The 19,085-nt window shown below is 37.9% G+C and carries 18 protein-coding genes; 6 read left to right on the top strand and 12 right to left on the bottom strand.

All coding sequences use genetic code 11. From position 1 onward, the window contains the following. Window positions 1-25: 25 nt before the first annotated feature. Window positions 26-2,656 (bottom strand): alanine--tRNA ligase, encoded by a 2,631-nt coding sequence (gene alaS / locus QWY93_RS14840; RefSeq protein WP_290249165.1) that lies wholly within the window; start codon window positions 2,654-2,656, stop codon window positions 26-28. 135 nt (window positions 2,657-2,791) lie between these two features. Here alaS and QWY93_RS14835 point away from each other — a divergent pair, with 135 nt between their 5' ends. After that, window positions 2,792-3,769 (top strand): M23 family metallopeptidase, encoded by a 978-nt coding sequence (locus QWY93_RS14835; RefSeq protein WP_290249164.1) that lies wholly within the window; start codon window positions 2,792-2,794, stop codon window positions 3,767-3,769. Between the two features lie 174 nt (window positions 3,770-3,943). Here QWY93_RS14835 and QWY93_RS14830 read toward each other — a convergent pair whose 3' ends face one another. The 7 genes from QWY93_RS14830 to QWY93_RS14800 all read right to left on the bottom strand — a co-directional run bounded on the left by QWY93_RS14830 (window position 3,944) and on the right by QWY93_RS14800 (window position 7,802). Continuing rightward, window positions 3,944-4,156, bottom strand: a complete 213-nt coding sequence (locus QWY93_RS14830) for a hypothetical protein (protein WP_290249163.1) — start codon at window positions 4,154-4,156, stop codon at window positions 3,944-3,946. 140 nt (window positions 4,157-4,296) lie between these two features. Beyond that, on the bottom strand, window positions 4,297-4,461 hold the full coding sequence (locus QWY93_RS14825) for a hypothetical protein (protein WP_290249793.1): 165 nt from the start codon (window positions 4,459-4,461) through the stop codon (window positions 4,297-4,299). Between the two features lie 29 nt (window positions 4,462-4,490). Further along, entirely contained in the window at window positions 4,491-4,655 is a 165-nt protein-coding gene (locus tag QWY93_RS14820; protein ID WP_290249162.1) for a hypothetical protein, read from the bottom strand. Window positions 4,656-4,661: 6 nt separating this feature from the next. Beyond that, on the bottom strand, window positions 4,662-4,817 hold the full coding sequence (locus QWY93_RS14815) for a hypothetical protein (RefSeq protein WP_290249161.1): 156 nt from the start codon (window positions 4,815-4,817) through the stop codon (window positions 4,662-4,664). A gap of 14 nt (window positions 4,818-4,831) precedes the next feature. After that, the gene (locus QWY93_RS14810; protein WP_290249160.1) at window positions 4,832-5,065 is read right to left on the bottom strand and encodes a type 1 periplasmic-binding domain-containing protein; all 234 of its coding nucleotides are present in this window, start codon (window positions 5,063-5,065) and stop codon (window positions 4,832-4,834) included. A 648-nt stretch (window positions 5,066-5,713) separates the two neighbouring features. Then, window positions 5,714-6,970 (bottom strand): MFS transporter, encoded by a 1,257-nt coding sequence (locus QWY93_RS14805; RefSeq protein WP_290249159.1) that lies wholly within the window; start codon window positions 6,968-6,970, stop codon window positions 5,714-5,716. Between the two features lie 604 nt (window positions 6,971-7,574). Continuing rightward, complete coding sequence (locus QWY93_RS14800; RefSeq protein ID WP_290249158.1) at window positions 7,575-7,802, bottom strand: hypothetical protein; 228 nt, start codon at window positions 7,800-7,802, stop codon at window positions 7,575-7,577. Window positions 7,803-8,194: 392 nt separating this feature from the next. On the opposite strand from QWY93_RS14800, the gene QWY93_RS14795 reads away from it, so the two are divergent. Next, window positions 8,195-8,629 (top strand): hypothetical protein, encoded by a 435-nt coding sequence (locus QWY93_RS14795; RefSeq protein ID WP_290249157.1) that lies wholly within the window; start codon window positions 8,195-8,197, stop codon window positions 8,627-8,629. Window positions 8,630-8,668: 39 nt separating this feature from the next. Here the strand turns inward: QWY93_RS14795 and cfa are convergent, their stop codons facing one another. Continuing rightward, window positions 8,669-9,841 (bottom strand): cyclopropane fatty acyl phospholipid synthase, encoded by a 1,173-nt coding sequence (cfa, locus tag QWY93_RS14790; RefSeq protein ID WP_290249155.1) that lies wholly within the window; start codon window positions 9,839-9,841, stop codon window positions 8,669-8,671. A gap of 558 nt (window positions 9,842-10,399) precedes the next feature. Between cfa and QWY93_RS14785 the strand changes: the two genes are divergently transcribed. The 3 genes from QWY93_RS14785 (at window position 10,400) to proB (ending at window position 14,066) form a co-directional block, all read left to right on the top strand. Further along, the gene (locus tag QWY93_RS14785; protein WP_290249154.1) at window positions 10,400-11,938 is read left to right on the top strand and encodes a SulP family inorganic anion transporter; all 1,539 of its coding nucleotides are present in this window, start codon (window positions 10,400-10,402) and stop codon (window positions 11,936-11,938) included. Between the two features lie 132 nt (window positions 11,939-12,070). Continuing rightward, window positions 12,071-12,847: an amino acid kinase family protein gene (locus QWY93_RS14780; protein WP_290249153.1), complete on the top strand. Its 777-nt coding sequence runs from the start codon at window positions 12,071-12,073 to the stop codon at window positions 12,845-12,847. Window positions 12,848-13,241: 394 nt separating this feature from the next. Then, a complete protein-coding gene (gene proB / locus QWY93_RS14775) occupies window positions 13,242-14,066 on the top strand; it encodes a glutamate 5-kinase (RefSeq protein ID WP_290249152.1) in 825 nt (274 codons plus the stop codon). Between the two features lie 230 nt (window positions 14,067-14,296). On the opposite strand, the gene gap is transcribed toward proB, so the two are convergent. Beyond that, window positions 14,297-15,304 (bottom strand): type I glyceraldehyde-3-phosphate dehydrogenase, encoded by a 1,008-nt coding sequence (gene gap / locus QWY93_RS14770; protein WP_290249151.1) that lies wholly within the window; start codon window positions 15,302-15,304, stop codon window positions 14,297-14,299. Between the two features lie 339 nt (window positions 15,305-15,643). Next, window positions 15,644-17,050: an alpha/beta hydrolase family protein gene (locus QWY93_RS14765; RefSeq protein WP_290249150.1), complete on the bottom strand. Its 1,407-nt coding sequence runs from the start codon at window positions 17,048-17,050 to the stop codon at window positions 15,644-15,646. Between the two features lie 123 nt (window positions 17,051-17,173). On the opposite strand from QWY93_RS14765, the gene QWY93_RS14760 reads away from it, so the two are divergent. Beyond that, complete coding sequence (locus QWY93_RS14760) at window positions 17,174-17,401, top strand: DUF3820 family protein (protein ID WP_290249149.1); 228 nt, start codon at window positions 17,174-17,176, stop codon at window positions 17,399-17,401. A gap of 65 nt (window positions 17,402-17,466) precedes the next feature. On the opposite strand, the gene QWY93_RS14755 is transcribed toward QWY93_RS14760, so the two are convergent. After that, window positions 17,467-18,708, bottom strand: a complete 1,242-nt coding sequence (locus QWY93_RS14755) for a S8 family peptidase (protein WP_290249148.1) — start codon at window positions 18,706-18,708, stop codon at window positions 17,467-17,469. Window positions 18,709-19,085: the final 377 nt, after the last annotated feature.

Below are 19,085 nucleotides of genomic sequence, written 5' to 3'. Positions count from 1 at the left end.
AAATGTAATTTACAGGGAAAGTCAATTAAAGGGATGAAAACATCTCCCGTGCTTTTTCCACAGCCTGGTCGAGCCCCTCCAATTTCTTTCCGCCCGCGGTTGCGAAAAAGGGTTGTCCTCCTCCGCCGCCTTGAATTTCTTTGGCCAGCTCTCTGACTGCATTTCCTGCATGAAGCCCCTTGTTTTTCACTATTTCCTCATCGATGATGATAGCAATTTGGGGCTTATCATTGATATCTGCACCTATGACCGCCAAAACATCCCCAACTTCATTTTTCAACTCAAATGCCAGTTTTTTCAAAGCATCTGCAGAAGGTAAACTTACCTTGGCAAATATTTTATTAATGCCATTAACCTGCTCTGCAGAACGGATCAGGTCTTCTTTCAATGCACCGGCTTGTTGTTGATGAAGATTTTCTACCTCCTTTTTAAGGTCATTCTTTTCCTGAACCAAAGCCTCTATTGATTTTTTAAGGTCTTTGGGACTCTTTAACATTTCCTGAAGGTCTTTCACCAAAGAAAGTTGGTCATTTACAAATTGTTCTGCTGCCTGGGCAGTATAAGCTTCTATCCGTCTTACACCAGAAGAAATCGAACCTTCGGAAATGATCTTAAACAAGCCAATTTTTCCCGTGGAAGGCACATGTGTTCCACCGCACAATTCTACGGAAAAATCTTTTCCAAAAGTGATCACCCGAACAAATTCTCCATATTTTTCACCAAACAAAGCTGTGGCACCCATTTCTTTGGCTTCTTCAATAGGCACATTCCTTCTTTCCCAAAGGGCAATATTTTCCCTGATTTTTGAATTCACGATTTGCTCCACCTGGGTCAATTCCTCATCAGTCATTTTTCCAAAATGGGCAAAATCAAAGCGCAATAATTTATCATTTACCAAAGACCCTTTTTGTTGAACGTGGTCCCCCAACACTTGTTTCAAAGCGGAATGAAGTAAGTGGGTAGCCGTATGGTTATTCATGATCAAGCTGCGTCTTTTACGGTCAACCTGGCAGGTAAATTCCTGTTTTGGATCCTGTGGAAGCTTGTCAACGAAATGTACAATCAGATCATTTTCCTTTTTGGTGTCCAACACTTTTATGGTCTCCTCTTCACCCACCAATAAACCGGTGTCTCCAACCTGTCCTCCACTTTCAGCATAAAATGGTGTTTGGTCAAGAACGATTTGGTATTTGGTCCCTTTTTTCTCTTTAATTTCCCGGTACCGGAGAATTTGGGTTGTAGTTTCCAAATTATCATAACCAACGAATTCCACTCCCCCATCTTCATGTACCAAAACCCAATCTCCTAATTCTTGTTCAGAAGCAGAACGGGATCTTGCTTTTTGTTTTTCCATCTCTATATCAAATCCAGCTTCATCAACTGAAATCCCTCCTTCCCTAGCAATGAGGGAGGTCAGGTCTAATGGAAAACCAAAGGTATCATAAAGTTCAAAAGCCACTTTTCCGGGAATTACCTTTTCACCCTTACTGGCCAAATCAGCCTTGATTTGATCCAATCTTTTAAGGCCGTTGTCCAAAGTCCTCAAGAAAGCGGTTTCCTCTTCCTTGATCACCTTAGCAATAAAATCTTCCTGAGAGGGAATTTCAGGGAAAATCTCCCCAAAATGCTCAGAAAGCAATGGCATTAATTCATATAAAAATGGTTCTTTAAAACCTAAAAAGGTATACCCATATCTTACGGCTCTTCTCAGGATCCTTCTAATTACATACCCGGCTTTATTATTGGAGGGCAGTTGACCATCCGCAATGGAAAAAGCAATAGCCCGGATATGATCTACAATGACACGGATAGCTATATCTATCTTTTCTTCATTGCCATATTTTTTTCCTGATTTCTTTTCTACCGCTTGAATAAAAGGCTGGAAAAGATCTGTATCGTAATTCGAAGTTTTATTTTGAATGGCCCTTACCAACCGCTCAAAGCCCATTCCTGTATCAACATGCTTGGCTGGTAATTCTTCCAATTTACCATTGGCCATCCTATTGAACTGAATAAAAACCAGGTTCCAAATCTCGATTACCTGAGGATGGTCGGCATTCACCAATTCCTTACCGGGAACCTTTTTTATTTCCTCTTCAGGCCTTAGGTCCATATGGATTTCCGAACAAGGTCCGCAAGGCCCGGTATCCCCCATTTCCCAAAAGTTGTCAGTTTTATCCCCAAAAAGAATTCTTTCTTTATCGATATGGGCGGTCCAAAGATCAAAGGCTTCCTGGTCTTTTTCTAGGTTATCGGATTCGTCCCCCTCAAAAACAGTTACATATAATCTCTCTTTGGGCAACTGATACACCTCAGTAAGCAACTCCCAAGACCAGGCAATTACCTCTTTTTTGAAATAATCCCCAAAGGACCAATTCCCCAACATTTCAAACATGGTATGGTGGTAGGTATCCACCCCCACTTCTTCCAGGTCATTATGTTTTCCGGATACCCTCAGGCATTTTTGGCTATTAGTGGCACGGGGATGTGCTGGGATTTCGTTGCCAAGAAAATAATCCTTGAACTGATTCATACCAGCGTTGGTAAACATCAGGGTCGGATCATTCTTGACCACTATAGGTGAAGATGGGACAAATTGGTGTTGCTTTGATTTAAAATACTCCAAATAAGTATTCCTGATTCGTTTAGCGTCCATGTATCGAGTTATACTGGTTAATATTCGGATAATAAATATGTAATGACTATATTGGGCAATTCTCGTCAATGACTAAGATCACCCCAATTTAGTCATAGGGCTTACAAAATTATAAGAATTACCCTTGAATTAATAATGAGTAGAATAAAATATTACTACGACCCAAAATCCTGCAAATACGAAAGATATACACGCAGCAAATGGGATGTTCTCGTTGGGGCATTGGGTTTTCTATCATTATCCCTAATTCTTGCAGTTGGAATTCTCTTGGTTTTCAGCTATTATTTTGATAGTCCTAAAGAGTTACTGCTAAAAAAAGAAAACCAAGAGCTTAAAATCTATTACGAAATGCTTGAGGAGGAGGTCGCAAATCTCAACGCCATGATGGATGATCTCCAAGAAAGGGATGATAACCTTTACCGGGTTATTTTCGAATCTGAACCCATCCCTACTTCAATTAGAAATGCTGGGTATGGAGGAAGCGATAGATACAGGGAGATCAAGGAAAAAGGATTAAAACAGGAAGATCTGATACTTTCTGTCACCAAAAAGGTGGACCAACTCAAAAAGCAGCTTTATATTCAGTCCGTTTCTTATGATGAATTGGCAGAAAAAGCCCTCAACAAAGAAAAATATTGGGCATCTATTCCTGCAATCCAACCTGTCCATAATGAAGACCTGAAAAGACTGGCCTCCGGATACGGCATTCGTATTCACCCCATCCTGAAAGTTAGAAAAATGCATACAGGAGTTGATTTTTCAGCTCCTAAAGGAACACCGATTTATGCCACGGGAGATGGTGTAGTCAAAGAGGTAAAGACGGTTTTTGGAGGGTTTGGGAAATCTATCATCATAGACCATGGCTTTGGTTTCACTACCCGTTATGCCCATATGAATGAATTTATGGTCAGAAGAGGACAAAAAATTAAGAGGGGTGACCAAATTGGTACTGTAGGTAATACTGGGTCTTCTACTGCTCCCCATGTTCATTATGAGGTTATCAAGGAAGGGAGAACGGTAAATCCGGTACATTATTTCTTCAAGGATCTTGAACCTGCAGAATTTGACTTGATTTTGGAATTGGCTTCCAAAGAAAACCAGTCCTTATCCTAATGGAAAGATTTCACCTTTAATTATTTAAATTTTTTCAGAATTAACCTAGGCTAGTACCAAAAATCATTATCTATCCATATGTTTTAAGAGGCTCTAAATTTGACCAAAACAGGTCAGATAAAATATCCAAAAGTAATAAAAATTAGGCTGATCGGTCCAATCTCAAGAAACCCTTCAAGGAAAAAAGTACATCATAGCAGAAGCCAATAAATATCCAGCTAAAAATGAAATAAAAAAGGGCTCGGACAATCTCAATTTCAAATAAGGCGGGGCATTTTGATTGCGGTATTTATGGCTGAATTTCTTTAAATACCTTTCTGGATAGAGTCCCAAAAAAACAAGCCCATAAATGGTGGTAAGCATCAATAATGTAACGACGGTCTCCATTTTTTGGCTCGTTTTAACCCCAGTACTAACAAAGTTAACCACCTAATAACTAACAACATAACTTCAATTTAATATATTGATTAATAGCGATTTAATGGTTGTTTTTTTGTTAACAAACACCCATGAAAAGTAAATCAACCTCATTTTTTTCTGATGGACCCCCTAACAATCAGGTCCGCATTTAAATCCATTGTTTGGTTGGGAAAGGCTATGCCTTTTTCAATTTTTTCCAATAATAGTGATGTTGCTTCTTTTCCCAACTCATAACCCGGTTGATGGACAGTCCAAAAGGAAGGTTTAACCACCTCTCCAAATTTCCAATTACTGAATCCAATCACTCCAACTTGATCAGGAATTGGACCTTTTGCTCCCTAAGGTATTCCAAATCTCCCAGGGCAATCAAGTCCATAACACAAAATACGGCATCGGGTGCCGGAGCAAGAGACATCAATTCCTTTGTCATAGCATAGCCTTCTGCTTCATTGAGCTGATGACCCACTTTTATTTAATCATCTGAAACCATTAATCCCTTATCATTTAAGGCCTGAACATAAACCCTGCAACGCTCATTGGAATGTTGTACAATCATTCTTCCCCTGATGTGGACTATCCTTTGGTAACCCATATCAATAGGAAAACTGACGGCCTTGTATGCTCCCAAATAATCATCTACAATTACTTTGGGTGTATCCAGGCCATCAAATATTTTTCCACTTGAACCACCGGGATCTCTGAGGATAGAAACTCCTCCAGATGGGTTGCCTCATCTGTTTCAATGTAAAGGGAAATAATTAATCCATCCACCTTGCTATTCAATAAAGCTTTGACAATTTTCTTTTCATCTCCAACTTTTTCCTTGGACTGGCAAACCATCACATTGTAGCCATGCTCATTGGCCTCCTTATTCACACCACAGATGATATGGAAAAAATTGATGGACGAGTTTAGGAATAATCAGTCCAATATTATAGGTCTTATTTTTCCTACAATTTACTGCCAAAAGATTAGCCACATACCGGTACTTTACGGCATAGTCTTTTTCCCGTTGGATGGTTTCTTTACTGATTTCAGGATGGGATTTTAGGGCTCTCGAAACTGTACTGACTGCCAACCCTTATTCATGGGCTATATTTTTAAAAGCTAAGGTTGTATTTCTGACATAGGTGACAAAATTTTAAAATGAAAATAAAAATACTTTCTAAATCTAGGACAGCTTTCAATTGACAAAAGAAAAACCCGACCGATTATTTAGATAAATTATAAATTATCTTTCCGAAAACGATTGTGCAATCCTTTTCGGAAAGATACCTTTTGGAAAGCCAAATTATTTTCGGGTTATTTACTTTACAAGATTGGAAAGAATTCAAACCTATAAAACCCAAACTGGTGGCCAATGTGTCACCTTTTTTTATTTTACTCTTATTAAATGGTTTGGTTCCAGCACCAATTCAATAATTGTAAAAGAAAAAGTTATTATTGGTCTTTCTTTATGATCGAAAAATTTGAAGCCCGTTCCTATCGCTAAAACTAACTTATTCCAAGTTAAACTGTTTTATTTTATTTAAAACTATCAAAACGCCTGTGTCTTTGCTTAAACTTATATTTATACTTGGCCAAGGTAAATTTGGGAATGGCTCGAAAAGAAAGGACAATGACAATGGCCACTAAAACCCCTGCCGCCAAAAACACTTCCTCAAAAGTAAAGCCTGCATCTAGGATTAATCCAAAAGCTGCCGGACCAATGGCCGAGCTCAACACCATGATGGAGGTAAACAAACTCCTAACCGATCCTATGGAAGTTGAACCAAAAAACTCCACTTGCAATGCAGATTTTAAGGCTCCTCCAAAACCAGAAGAAGCCCCCATAAGGATCATGTAAGGAAATATTACCCAGGAATCACCAAAGCTTCCGATAAAGACAATGGCAACCAAAAAAGGAATTAAGTAGTACGGGAAAAATTTTCTTGCACTGTATTTATCAATTAAAGGCCCAGAAAACAATATAAAAACCGAGCCTGCTACAGCATAAAAGGTCAATCCTAATGCCATATCTTCCATGGGCCAGCTCTTAAATTCTGCTATCGAGAATTGGTAAAAAAACAATCCTGTTACGGTAAAGGAAAGAATAAACATATTAGGCGCCAGAAGCCAAAAACTCTTGGTTTTAATAATTTCCTTTTGGGATAAAGCCTTACCTTTATTCACATTAATAATTTCCTTTTCCTTGCCGCTCAAGTCCTGATTCTTTAGGAAAAATATCAAATATCCACATACCATAAAGGCAACCAATCCAGCATTTACAAATAGGGATTGCCTCCACCCCACCCATTCAATGATCGCCAAAACCAATAAAGGTAAAAAGGCCTGACCTAATGGATGTCCCAATGAGGCCAAACTGATGGCTTTGCCCCTACCTTTATTAAAATATTTGGACATGGCCGTCATCGAAATATGACTGAACAAACCTTGACCCGCCAATCGTAATCCAAAAAAAGCAATAGGGATCAAAAACCAATATTCAATGGTAGCCATCAAGGCTAATGCCATAAGAAATAAAAACATTGCTCCAAGGGTATATTTCCTGATTGGGATCCGGTCAATGAATTTTCCGGCATACGGAATCAAAAATGCACTTCCAAAAGTGGCTATCATATAATGTAAACTGACCTCCGAATTCTTTAGGTCAAAGTCTTTCATTATAAAGGGTACATACAAACCCAATAAAAATGTCTGCCCAAAACTGGACAAAAAAGTCATCATGATTCCAAAAAACAACAGTCGAAAATGTTGTCCGACAAATTTGAGATAATTCATTCTACCTGGGAAAGTTTAGCTCCTCCATACCACTAAGTTTGCAATTCAAACCAACATTGGTTGAAATAAGGCTCTTTTTTTAAGGTCGCAAAGCTAAGCCCCTCAACTAGGATTGAAAAAATTAATTGAAATAATAATTTAATTTTTTCTTTTTTTGAATTGGGAAATGGAATCAATTTATGAGGCATTAGGTTGGTAACGGACTTACAAACTTAGATCCGGAACTTTTGATTTATTGATAAACAAAAATGAAAAAATTTGTCTTGGGCCAATTCATATGTATCTGGAATATCCCTGAAATCAGTGAACTTATGCCCTCCAGGAAAAACCTTGACTCCTGCTTTTAATAAAGTATCATATAGGAGTCGCGGCATTAAAAAATGAGTGAAATAGTACTCGATGCCTCATAATGGCTTTCCATCAATTGACCCCCAAAAAAGTTTACAAAATAAATTCAAATTCTTCTGTTAAGGACTATTATTTTGGGTGCTATCAATCCCATCCAACTCTTCCTGGGCTTAATCCACTCCATCCTGAATGCAACTCTATCCTGTCCCGTCAATGCGACCCAATCTCCGTTAAGTTCCAAAATATTAAAATAAGTCTAAAATGCTGCCCTATTAGCCTCCAATTTAGTTTCATTTGGATTATTGACATAAATCAGATCAGACTGGGAAACATCATCTATTTCCAATTCTGAAGACCAAGCCTCTGAATAATCCGCTATTTTATCTACATCATCACTATTACATTTTGAAAAAGCAAGAGCAAGTATCAGACCCAATATCAATGGAACAAAAGGTAATTTATATTTCACATATCTATGTCCCATGCTACATTAATTTTCAACTGATTACCTATATTTAATATACTACAAATCATCCAAATTAAAAAGTTAAAATGCGTTTTTTTCTATAAAAAAAGCATTTTTTTTAGTTCAAAACATAAATCTTTTTAAAATCATTTACAACATATATACCCTCAAAGATTATTTTATGGCACAGGATATAAAATGAAATACCTACCCAATAAATTAAGATCCTTTCATTTATTAAAAAGGACAAGGCAAATCTGTTATTTATTATCCAAAAAGAATTTTTCAATTATTCTTTTTTTTAATCCGGTCAAAGTAAAAACCAGAAAAAGATTATATGCTCAAAAATGCATTAAAATGTCATTGGTTTTATTTTACTTTGAGCCTTCAAACCATTTTATTTAGATATCATGCAAACAGGATTTCAACATCTACATTCAGGATTGGCCTATTTGGTTTTGGCAGGACTTATAGCAGTTTTTATTTATGCCTTCATCGGCACCTTTTCCAAAAGGGAATTTACCGAAAAAGACCGGAAATTCGGACTATTGGGATTGATACCTGCCCATATTCAGCTTTTAGTGGGTATTATCATTTATTTCATTAGTCCATTGGGTTTTTCCAATCTCAGCAGTGGCAATGCCATGGGAGATGAAATTAGCAGACTTTATGCTTTGGAACATCCCCTAATAAATATTGTAGCTGTTATTCTGATCACAGTAGGCTATTCCAGAGCAAAAAAATTAAGTTCCCATAGAGCACGATTTAGAAGCCTTTATATGTTTTATGGGGTCGCTCTTGTATTGATTCTTTCCAGAATTCCTTGGGCCTCTTGGTTAGGATAAAATGAGCATTAAATAAAAAAGGAGCAATTTCCTCCTTTTTTATTTTTCAACCTCTACAGCGGGTTGTTTTCCCAAAAATCTAACAGATTTATATTCTTTTGGATAGGTACTCTTTACCATTACAATCTGCCATAAATTATTCTTTCGAGAACGGAAACTGCCTGCACAGCTGCTCAAATAATATTCCCACATCCGATAAAATCTTTCATTGTATTTCCCCTGTAATTCAGGCCAGGCTGCTTTAAACCTCCTTAACCATTCCATTAAGGTATAGTCATAATGAAGACCAAAATTATGCCAGTCTTCCAATATAAAATAAGGTTCCATAGCATTTGATAATTGCGCGGCTGAGGGAATCAAGCTATTTGCAAAAATATATTTATTTATCCACGGATCAGTAACAAAACCTGTTTTATTCCCTCCGATGGTATGTATCAAAGTAATTCCATCATCCTTTAACAGACGGTTTACCACTTTCATATATACGGGATAGTTTTTGTATCCTACATGTTCTATCATCCCAATAGAAAGGATCCTGTCAAATTGTTCATCTACATCCCGGTAATCCTGGAGTCTAATTTCTATAGGTAAACCCTCACACCTTTTTTTTGCCAATTTTTCCTGCTCCTCCGAAACGGTAATCCCTACTACCTGGACTTGATAGTTCTTAGCCGCATATGCGGCAAATCCACCCCATCCACAACCAATATCCAACACCTTCATTCCAGGTTCCAATTTCAACTTTTGGCAGATCAGTTCCAGTTTATTTTCCTGAGCTTGTTCTAAAGTTTCAGCCCCATCCCAATATCCACAACTATACATCATGTGTTTGTCCAGCATTTTCTCATACAGGCCATTTCCAGTATTGTAATGCTGGGCAATCACTTTTTTGGAATGGGCACGGTTTTGTTGGTTAAATATCCTAGCTTTCAACCCTTGCAACATCACATTCCAATTGCCCTTTACCTTTTTATCCAACTCAGCACCAAGGATTTTGGTGAAAAATTGATCCAAAGATTCACAGTCCCACCACCCATCCATATATGCCTCCCCAAGCCCTACAGACCCGGATTGAAGGACTCTTTTAAAAAAATATTTTTGATGCACTTGGATATCCCAAGGTTGGGAGCCATTGATGGTAATATCCAGATCCTGCAGCAAATCTTGAATTGTCTTTTGATAGGCATCCATGATCATTAATTTTAATAACACATAACTTTACCCTTTTCAATACACATCGGTCAAGTATTAAAAATCTGCACCTTAAACCTACCCTAGGGTATTATCACCTAAACAGAACTTAGTTAAATTTATTAAAATGAATTGATTTTTAAAACAATCAAAGCAATAGTGCTCAACAGACAGGGTAATTTTCAATTAATTCGGTTCTTTGAAGTAATAGGTTTTCTGTTCGTATTAATTTCCAATTAAGTAAATAAGTAAATCTTTAATAGTTTGATGATTTCAATACCCAAAGGGAACACACAGGCTATTACAAACTGTAATACAACAAGTTACATGCTAAAATTTTATTTCAAATCCCCCGGTAATCCTTGCAGGTAGAGGAAGATAATTTCGTTTTCCAAAAAATTATTTAACTTTGCATCATCAAATGAAGAAACAATCCACAAAACGGTCCATACCCACTCTCCCTTGAGAAGGGGTGATTTTTGTAATAAATGAAGGAGAACAAATGACCATTTGATATTCAATCCCCAAATTAACTCAACATACCAAACAAGTAATAAACCAATCAATTATATAAAAGACATGACTCAAATGTTCTTTAATTTATTTCGTCCTAAGCAATCCAATCTAAAGGACGAAGTACTATCAGGATTTACGGTTGCCCTGGCATTAGTTCCAGAGGCGGTGGCATTTTCATTTATTGCCCAGGTATCTCCTTTGGTAGGTCTTTACACCGCATTTATTATTGCACTTATCACTTCAATTATTGGTGGCAGGCCGGGAATGATCTCCGGAGCTACTGGAGCAGTTGCTGTGGTAGTCACTGCCTTGGTAGTTACTCACGGGGTAGAATATTTATTTGCTGCGGTGGTTTTGATGGGATTGATCCAAGTTCTTGTCGGAATACTCCGATTGGGAAAATTAATTCGCTTGGTCCCCCATCCTGTTATGTTTGGTTTTGTAAACGGTCTTGCCTTTATCATTTTCACCTCACAATTTGACCATTTTAAAGTGGAAACCAGTCCTGGTATTAAAGAATGGATCAGTGGCCCACCTATGTACATTATGATTGGGTTGGTGGTTTTGACCATGATCATCATCAAGTTCCTTCCAAAATTAACCAAAGCCATCCCTTCTGCACTTGCAGCCATACTTGTGGTTACAGGAATCGTAATTTTTGGAGGTGTCGACACTCGATCTGTCGGAGATATGGCATCCATTTCAGGCGGCTTACCTGAATTCCATATTCCTTTGGTAGAATTAAGCTGGGAAACCTTTATGATTATCCTCCCCTATTCTGCTATCATGGCCGGTGTAGGTTTGATCGAAAGCCTTTTGACCCTCTCTATTGTGGATGAAATTACAGAAACCAGAGGAAATGGAAATAAAGAATGTATCGCCCAGGGTGTTGCTAATGTGACAACCGGCTTTTTTGGCGGTATGGGAGGCTGCGCCATGTTGGGTCAAAGTCTGATCAATGTAAATGCTGGTGGTAGAAACCGCATTTCCGGAATCGTGGCAGCTATTGGGTTGTTGACCTTTATCCTTTTCTTTTCTTCCTATATCGAAATGGTTCCTATGGCAGCCCTGATAGGTCTAATGTTTATGGTGGCCATCGGAACTTTCGAATGGGCATCCTTAAAAGTGTTTGGAAAAGTACCAACTTCCGATGCTTTGCTGATGGTGATTGTTACCCTGGTTACAGTATTTTTACATAATCTGGCATTAGCAGTTTTGGTTGGGGTGGTTATTGCGGCTTTAATTTTTGCCTGGGAAAACTCTAAAATGATCCGTGCCAGAAAACGTATTGATGACAATGGAGTGAAACATTACGATATTTACGGTCCTCTGTTTTTTGCTTCTGCTAAAACTTTTGGGGAAAAATTTGACCCCACAAATGATCCTGATGAGATAATAATCGATTTTGCCGAAAGTAGAATTGTGGACCATTCAGGTATCGATGCGGTACATAAAGTTTCAGAAAGGTACACTAAGGCGGGCAAAACTGTCTACATCAGGCACCTGAGCACGAGTAGTAAATCTCTGCTGGAAAAGGCTGAAAAGATAATTAGTATTAATTATGCAGATGATGATCCTAGTTATAAAATTGTAATGGATTGACACTATTTAAAAGGCAAGATGTTTCCATCTTGCCTTTTTTGCTTTTAAAACAGGAAAATCTTCCAAATTAAATTTTAAGTTAACTCAAAAACCTGAATACTACTTAATCAATAAGTACACCAACTAAAAGTGATGCGAAAAAATTTCGAAAAACCGAACCGCGTGGTCATTAAGTTAAGTTCCGACCTAATGGCCAATAAAGAAAAACGAATTAACCATTCCCTATTAGCGAATCTTGTCGAACAAATTGCTGAGCTACACCATGAAGGAATTATGTCTGTCTTGGTAACATCCGGTGCTGTTGTCTCTGGTCAGGAAGACTTAAACAACCAATTGAAAACTAAAGATGAAGTGATTAGAAAACAAGTTTTTTCTGCCGTTGGCCAGCCCCGGATGATGAGAAATTATTACAATATTTTTTTGGAGCATGGGATCCGTTGTGCCCAGGTGTTGGCTACTAAAAGGGATTTCGAACCAGGCCTTCACAGGGAAAATATGATCAATTGTTATGAGGGACTTTTGTCCCAAAATATCATCCCTATTGCCAATGAGGACCATGCCGTCTCCTTGGCCATGTCCTGTTTTTCCAATAATAATGAATTGGCAAGTTTGGTTGCTGAATTGATTGATGCAGACATGTTAATTACCTTAACCCAAAGTGTGGATATAAAAGATAAGGTGAACGGCAAGGAAAGTGACGAAACCTCTGTTTTGGAATCCCAGGAGCATCGATTGGAAAATTTCATACAGGAATTTTCCACGGGTGTAGCTGAAATGACTTCCAGTTTGGGAGTAATCAATATGACTTCGCAAAAGGAAATCCCAAGCTTTTTGGCTGATGGAAAAATTCCTAAAGTCATATTGGAAATAGTTAATGGCTTTTCACTAAAATCTCAGGTGACAGCATAAAACATAGAACATTTACCAACCTTACCAAAGCACTTATAAGTTCAGTTCCCCTTGAACTTATAAGTGCTTTAACATTGATGATTTTCCATACGGAGCTAATTTTAGGGCTCCAACTCATTTCTATGATGCGCATTCCATTTTTTTTGAAAATTTTCAAAAAAAATTTATCCGCCAATGATTAAAATAGCTTTCACTATTTCATTTATTGAATCATTTGATAATCAAAGGCTTTACACAATTGTCCACCATTAAGTTTTACTGTTTCTTATTCTTGAGCGTTTAATTTATCAGTGTTTTTGAAATTCCTAGCCCATTGGAAATTGCAAGAAACAATATGGTTTTGTAGATTAATAAGAGTTCAAAACGGAAAATAATTTACAGCGTATAATAATTTATGGCAATCCAAGAAAATGAAACTCCCAAACGGGTGGTAATTAAACTGGGAACCAACCTTGTCACCAATAAAGATGACCGCATTATTCATACTTTATTAAGCAAGATTGTTGAACAGGTAGCCGCCCTTCATGAACAAGGAATTATGTCTGTCCTTGTTTCCTCAGGGTCGGTATTTGCCGGGAAGGAAGTTATGGGGGAATTAAACCAGGTAACCGACAAATTTATTTCCCGACAAGTTTATTCAGCGGTGGGCCAGCCAAGGATGATGAGGCATTTTTATAGTATTTTTCAAATCTTTGGTATCCGTTGCGCCCAGGTATTGACAACCAAGAGGGATTTTTCCCATGGAAAGCATCGTAAAAATATGGTCAATTGTTATGAAGGATTGCTTTCACAAGGGATTATTCCCATAGCCAATGAAGATGATGCTGTCTCCCTTTCCATGTCTGCTTTTACAGATAATGATGAATTGGCAGCTTTGGTTGCTGAACTTATACAAGCTGATAAATTGATTATCCTCTCCCACATGGATGGTTTATATGACCGTCCACCTCATGAAGAAGGCAGTCTAATGATCCGGCATATCACCTCTGACCAGCACGTGGATCATTACATTGAAGAACCTCCTTTTGATGAGGAAAACATCGACCTAAACAGGCCGGGAGGAATGAAAAGCAAAATGAAAGTGGCCAAAGAAACCGCCAAGAAAGGTATACCCACTATTATCGCTAATGGCAGCCTGGAAAATGTCATACTGGATATTGTAGAGGGAAAAGAGGTGGGTACCCTGGTAACCAAAGGTCCAAAACCTACTGCAGACTAAAGAAGGCCGTAAATATTCATTTGGAAAACTTTTAAAATCATACAGAAAAGTAATTTTTGGGTTCAAATATTTAGGAGATCCAGATAAATAATCCCTAGGAAAAAGTATAAGTATTTCTTATCCAATTTAAGGTTTCGGGTCAAGTCCTGTGTTGGAAATTAAAAATTATGGGACAAAAAAAACCGGTCAAAGTTACCTGACCGGTTTTTTTTATATTTTATGGATTTGGATTATCCTTGCTTAGCAATGTAAGTTACAAGGTCAACCACTTTATTGGAATAACCCCATTCGTTGTCATACCAAGATACCAACTTAACGAATTTATCGCTCAACTGGATACCAGCACCTGCATCGAAAATAGAAGTTCTTACATCACCGATGAAATCATTGGAAACAACTGCGTCTTCAGTGTAACCTAAAATGCCTTTAAGCTCACCCTCTGCAGCTTCTTTCATTTTAGCACAGATTTCTTCATATGAAGCAGCTTCTTTCAATTTAACAGTCAAGTCTACAACAGACACATCAGGAGTTGGAACTCTAAAAGCCATACCGGTAAGTTTTCCGTTCAATGAAGGGATAACTTTACCCACAGCTTTGGCAGCACCAGTAGAAGATGGGATGATGTTCTGTCCGGCTCCACGACCACCTCTCCAGTCCTTCATAGAAGGTCCGTCAACAGTTTTTTGGGTAGCAGTAGTGGCGTGTACAGTAGTCATCAAACCTTCCTCAATGCCCCAGTTGTCATTAACAACTTTGGCTAAAGGAGCCAAGCAGTTGGTAGTACAAGATGCATTGGATACGAATTGCATATCTGAAGTGTAAGCAGACTCATTAACACCCATAACGATCATTTGAGTGTCATCTTTAGAAGGAGCAGACATGATTACTTTCTTGGCACCTGCTTCAATATGTCCTTTTGCAGTTTCTTTGGTCAAGAACAATCCAGTGGATTCCACTACGTAATCAGCACCTACATCAGACCACTTCAAGTCAGCTGGATTCTTTTCAGCAGTAACTCGGATAGATTGGCCATTGACAACCAATTGTCCGTCTTTAACGGCAACGTCACCTTTGAACTGACCATGAGTTGAGTCATATCTCAACATGTAAGCCATGTAATCAACATCCACAAGGTCATTGATGGCCACTACTTGAATATCATCTCTCTCTTGGGCAGCCCTAAATACCAATCTCCCAATTCTTCCGAATCCGTTAATTCCAACTTTAATTTTTGTCATGTTTAAATAAGGTTAATAGGTAAAATTATGTTGTTGCTTGTTTTGACAAATTTGATTTTTAATCAAACTCCCTGCCTATAATTCTATTTTTAGGCAAGGTAATTTCATCATTATTTTTCCTTCACACCAGAAGTACTGGATTAATGACTGGCCAAATTTATCGAATTAAATTTTAGGAAGGAAATAAGACTACCAATAATCTGGCATTTCCGGGGATTTTTTACATTTATCGGAATGAATTAACCTTTATTCCTACTTCAATGACAGTATTTCAAAAAATCAGCATTTGAAATACAACTTCATTAGTCATATTTCACATTAATTGTTCGCTTCTTTCAATTATTGTGCTAAGATCCATTGGGCAATATCCCGCATAACTTCTTCATTAAAAGTCTCCTCAATGATGCTATATTCAGATATGGCCCCTGTTTCGGAATTCTGAAATAAATGGTTCATTTTCGGGTATAACCTGATATCAATATTTTCCATTTGGCCATTTGATTTCAGAGAATCAAGCTTGTTACTATTGATTTTTCCGTTGACTTGGAGGTCTTTTTCTCCAAACAAAGCTAAAGCAGGGCAATTCGCATTTTGAACATAATTGGTTGGATCAAATCGAATAAACTCATAATACCAGGGTGTAAGCAGGTTTTTGTAGGCATTTTTTATCACCTTATATTGTTCCTCCACTACCTCACCATCTTCCCCCAATTCAATTAAATAGCCTTTAATGGTATTATCCAGTTTATTTTGGAGGCTATCTTTATGTTGGGTTTCCAAAAATGTTTTATAAATCCGGTCGTTTAATTCCATCTGCATTTGTTTTCGTTCTTCTGGCAATCCGGACTGTTCCAAAATATCCTTGGTTTGTTGATTCATCAAGTCCACTATTGGAACCACCGGACCGGCCAAGGAAACAATAAATCCCAAACCTTTTTTCTCCGCCGCTAACATCCAGGCGATCATTCCACCTTCACTATGGCCTAATATTCCGGTTTTCATTTGATCCACAAATGGATATTTTTTGAGGTGATCCAGGGCTAATTCCGCATCCCTTCTGAAATCATAGGTGGTGGCCTGGTTATATTCGCCTCCTGACTTTCCTACCCCCCTTTCATCATACCGTAAAACGACAATCCCTTTTCGTGTCAGGAAATCCGCAATCACCCAAAAAGGTTGATGCCCCATCAATTCTCCATTCCTGTTTTGAGGCCCGGAACCTGTAACCAGGACCACTGCGGGAAAAGGCCCCATTCCCTTAGGTTTGGTAATGGTTCCCTTTAAATTAAACCCATCTTGAAGGTTATTGAATGAAGTTTCAATGGTTTCATATTCAAAAGGGCCTTTAGGGTTTTGAGGCCTATTAGGGATGAGGGATTCAGCTTCAACTTTGGCTAATTTCAATTGAAAATTCATCCCTCCTTGCGAAAAGGTACCTTGAAGGGTATCAGAGACCAATACGCCAATATACCTAGCATTTATTTGGTTAATCTCAAGGGTCAAATTGGGTTTTAAATATTGTACTTTGCTCATTGGAATTCCTTTAGCCCCTTGGGCAGGATTATTCAGAGATCCTTTCCAACCTTCCTCCGTTGCCTCAAAATTAAAAATGAGAGGAAGTTCTTGACCTGAAATTTTCAGCACCCCTTTCCAATGACCAGCAAGGTCAATTTGGCTTTGAACTTTGCCAAATAAAAAAAGGGCAAAAAATGCTGCTAACAACAATGATTTTGTCTGAATGTTCATTTTTAAAAACTTAAAGCCTTTCTACCAAAGCAATAAAGTCAATGGAAACAAATAACCTATTTTTCCTGAAAATCGACTTTATTTTCAATTAAAGATATAAGGATTTTTATAATACCTTTAGGTATGCAACAAGAAATATTGATTGATTTGGTAACTAAAAAAATGCCTTTTGGAAAGTACAAGGGGAGATTAATCTGTGACATACCAGAACATTACCTTATTTGGATGCACAGAAAGGGATTTCCTGAGGGGAAGTTAGGCATGTGGCTGCATACCATGTATGAAATAAGGGTGAATGGTCTTGAATATTTATTAACCGAATTAAGGACAAAAATCATCCCAAAAAAATAATCCCACCTCCTGTTGATTTCTTAAAACTTTTAAAAACAAACAGGGGTGGGAAATATGTTAAACTTTTAATGGCTGGCAACAGGGTCAGCATTTCCATCCGGATCATTATTTACTTGTCCATCCTGGGAAATTGCTCCCAACAACCGAACCCCTGCCACATGAGGGGCAGCCATAGAAGTCCCGCTGATAGTATGATGTCCTCCATCATTCCAAGTGGATAAAATACTAACTCCTGGAGCACACCAATCAATTGGTGGGTTCGCAAAATTGGAGAAATAGGCAAAATTGTCGTTAGAATCCATGGCGGAAACAGTATAAATACCATTTCCTTCCACCCTTGCTGGAGAATAATCATTGGCATCTTTTGCCGAATTTCCAGCAGCAATAGAAAAATAGATTCCTTGGTTGGCAGCGGTTAAAACTGCATTATCAAGTGCATAGGAAGGAGGTCCTCCCAAACTCATATTGGCAACATCCCCTGGATTTCCATTCGCCCCAACAAAATCTACTCCGGCAATAACTCCACTATAATAGCCTGAGCCATTTTGATCCAATACCTTTATAGGGACTACAACCGCTCCTGCAGCTACACCTACAACCCCAAATCCATTTTCTTTGGCAGCAATGGTCCCTGCTACATGGGTACCATGACCATTGTTGTCATTTAAATCTTTACTATCCCGGCCATTGGTGAAGGCATTAAAACCAAGTGAACCTTCTACATTTAAATCCCTATGATTTAAATCTATTCCAGTATCAATAATGTAGGCTTTATTATTTCCACTATAGTTGACTGGGCCTCCTACGCGGGTTACACCATAAGGTACAATTTCACTGGAACCTCCGTCACCATTATCTGGATCATTTTTATCAGGCCCCTTTCCTGGAGGAGGTCCCAAAGCAACTACCCTGTCCGGCTCAATTAACTTCACTCGACTATCGCTTTCAAGGATTTTCTTTTGGTCCTCACTCAATAATACTGAAAAGCCTTCAATAGTACTGCTATAAACCCTATCCAATTGGCTTGGATCCATTCTAAAGCTGGCTAGTAAGGATCCCACCTCTTTTCTCAAAGCAGCCTGATTTTCAAGATAATCCCCACTTTTTTTGTAATGAAGTTGGTTGTTTTCTAATACAACGATGTACCTTCCTGGCACCACCGCCCCATTTTGATAGGCTTGAAACTCAATCCTATCCTCTCCTTGAACAATTTCCTGCTCTTCCTGACACGACACAAAAAGGAAGATGCACAAAATAAATAAAAGGGCATACTGCCTTTCAATTTTTTGTTTTCCTCGGTACAACATGGCATTATTATTTAGGTTGGAACTTTAAATCTTGGCAACAATATACCTTTCAAATTAAAACTTTAAATTATAAACACCAATACATACGAAACTTTATTTTATTTAAAAACCATATTTTATTATATAAAAGTACTTAATACACTTAATGCAGATTAATGTTAAACACCTAATAAAACATCTAAAAATTCAAATGCCCCCCTTACTTAATGGTATATTATTTTCCGGTTTTAATAAAAACATAAAAAGACCATCTCTTTAAGTCCGTTAAAACCCCTTATTTTCCATTTATACAAAATACTCCAATGGCCTTAAACCTTTACCATATTCTAAAGTCCTACCTAATCTACGAAACCTATTTTAAACCGACTTTGATAAAG

It is taken from the genome of Echinicola jeungdonensis, assembly GCF_030409905.1.
In the GTDB taxonomy this organism is placed as follows: domain Bacteria; phylum Bacteroidota; class Bacteroidia; order Cytophagales; family Cyclobacteriaceae; genus Echinicola; species Echinicola jeungdonensis.
The sequence above is the reverse complement of the archived record's forward strand: the minus strand, read 5'-3'. Positions and strand labels throughout refer to the sequence as shown.

What these genes read in the sequence shown, in the direction of transcription:
- alaS (WP_290249165.1), bottom strand. Translation starts at nt 2,656, where the DNA reads ATGGACGCTAAACGAATCAGGAATACTTATTTGGAGTATTTTAAATCA.
- QWY93_RS14835 (WP_290249164.1), top strand. Translation starts at nt 2,792, where the DNA reads ATGAGTAGAATAAAATATTACTACGACCCAAAATCCTGCAAATACGAA.
- QWY93_RS14830 (WP_290249163.1), bottom strand. Translation starts at nt 4,156, where the DNA reads ATGGAGACCGTCGTTACATTATTGATGCTTACCACCATTTATGGGCTT.
- QWY93_RS14805 (WP_290249159.1), bottom strand. Translation starts at nt 6,970, where the DNA reads ATGAATTATCTCAAATTTGTCGGACAACATTTTCGACTGTTGTTTTTT.
- QWY93_RS14800 (WP_290249158.1), bottom strand. Translation starts at nt 7,802, where the DNA reads ATGGGACATAGATATGTGAAATATAAATTACCTTTTGTTCCATTGATA.
- QWY93_RS14795 (WP_290249157.1), top strand. Translation starts at nt 8,195, where the DNA reads ATGCAAACAGGATTTCAACATCTACATTCAGGATTGGCCTATTTGGTT.
- QWY93_RS14785 (WP_290249154.1), top strand. Translation starts at nt 10,400, where the DNA reads ATGACTCAAATGTTCTTTAATTTATTTCGTCCTAAGCAATCCAATCTA.
- QWY93_RS14780 (WP_290249153.1), top strand. Translation starts at nt 12,071, where the DNA reads ATGCGAAAAAATTTCGAAAAACCGAACCGCGTGGTCATTAAGTTAAGT.
- proB (WP_290249152.1), top strand. Translation starts at nt 13,242, where the DNA reads ATGGCAATCCAAGAAAATGAAACTCCCAAACGGGTGGTAATTAAACTG.
- gap (WP_290249151.1), bottom strand. Translation starts at nt 15,304, where the DNA reads ATGACAAAAATTAAAGTTGGAATTAACGGATTCGGAAGAATTGGGAGA.
- QWY93_RS14765 (WP_290249150.1), bottom strand. Translation starts at nt 17,050, where the DNA reads ATGAACATTCAGACAAAATCATTGTTGTTAGCAGCATTTTTTGCCCTT.
- QWY93_RS14760 (WP_290249149.1), top strand. Translation starts at nt 17,174, where the DNA reads ATGCAACAAGAAATATTGATTGATTTGGTAACTAAAAAAATGCCTTTT.
- QWY93_RS14755 (WP_290249148.1), bottom strand. Translation starts at nt 18,708, where the DNA reads ATGTTGTACCGAGGAAAACAAAAAATTGAAAGGCAGTATGCCCTTTTA.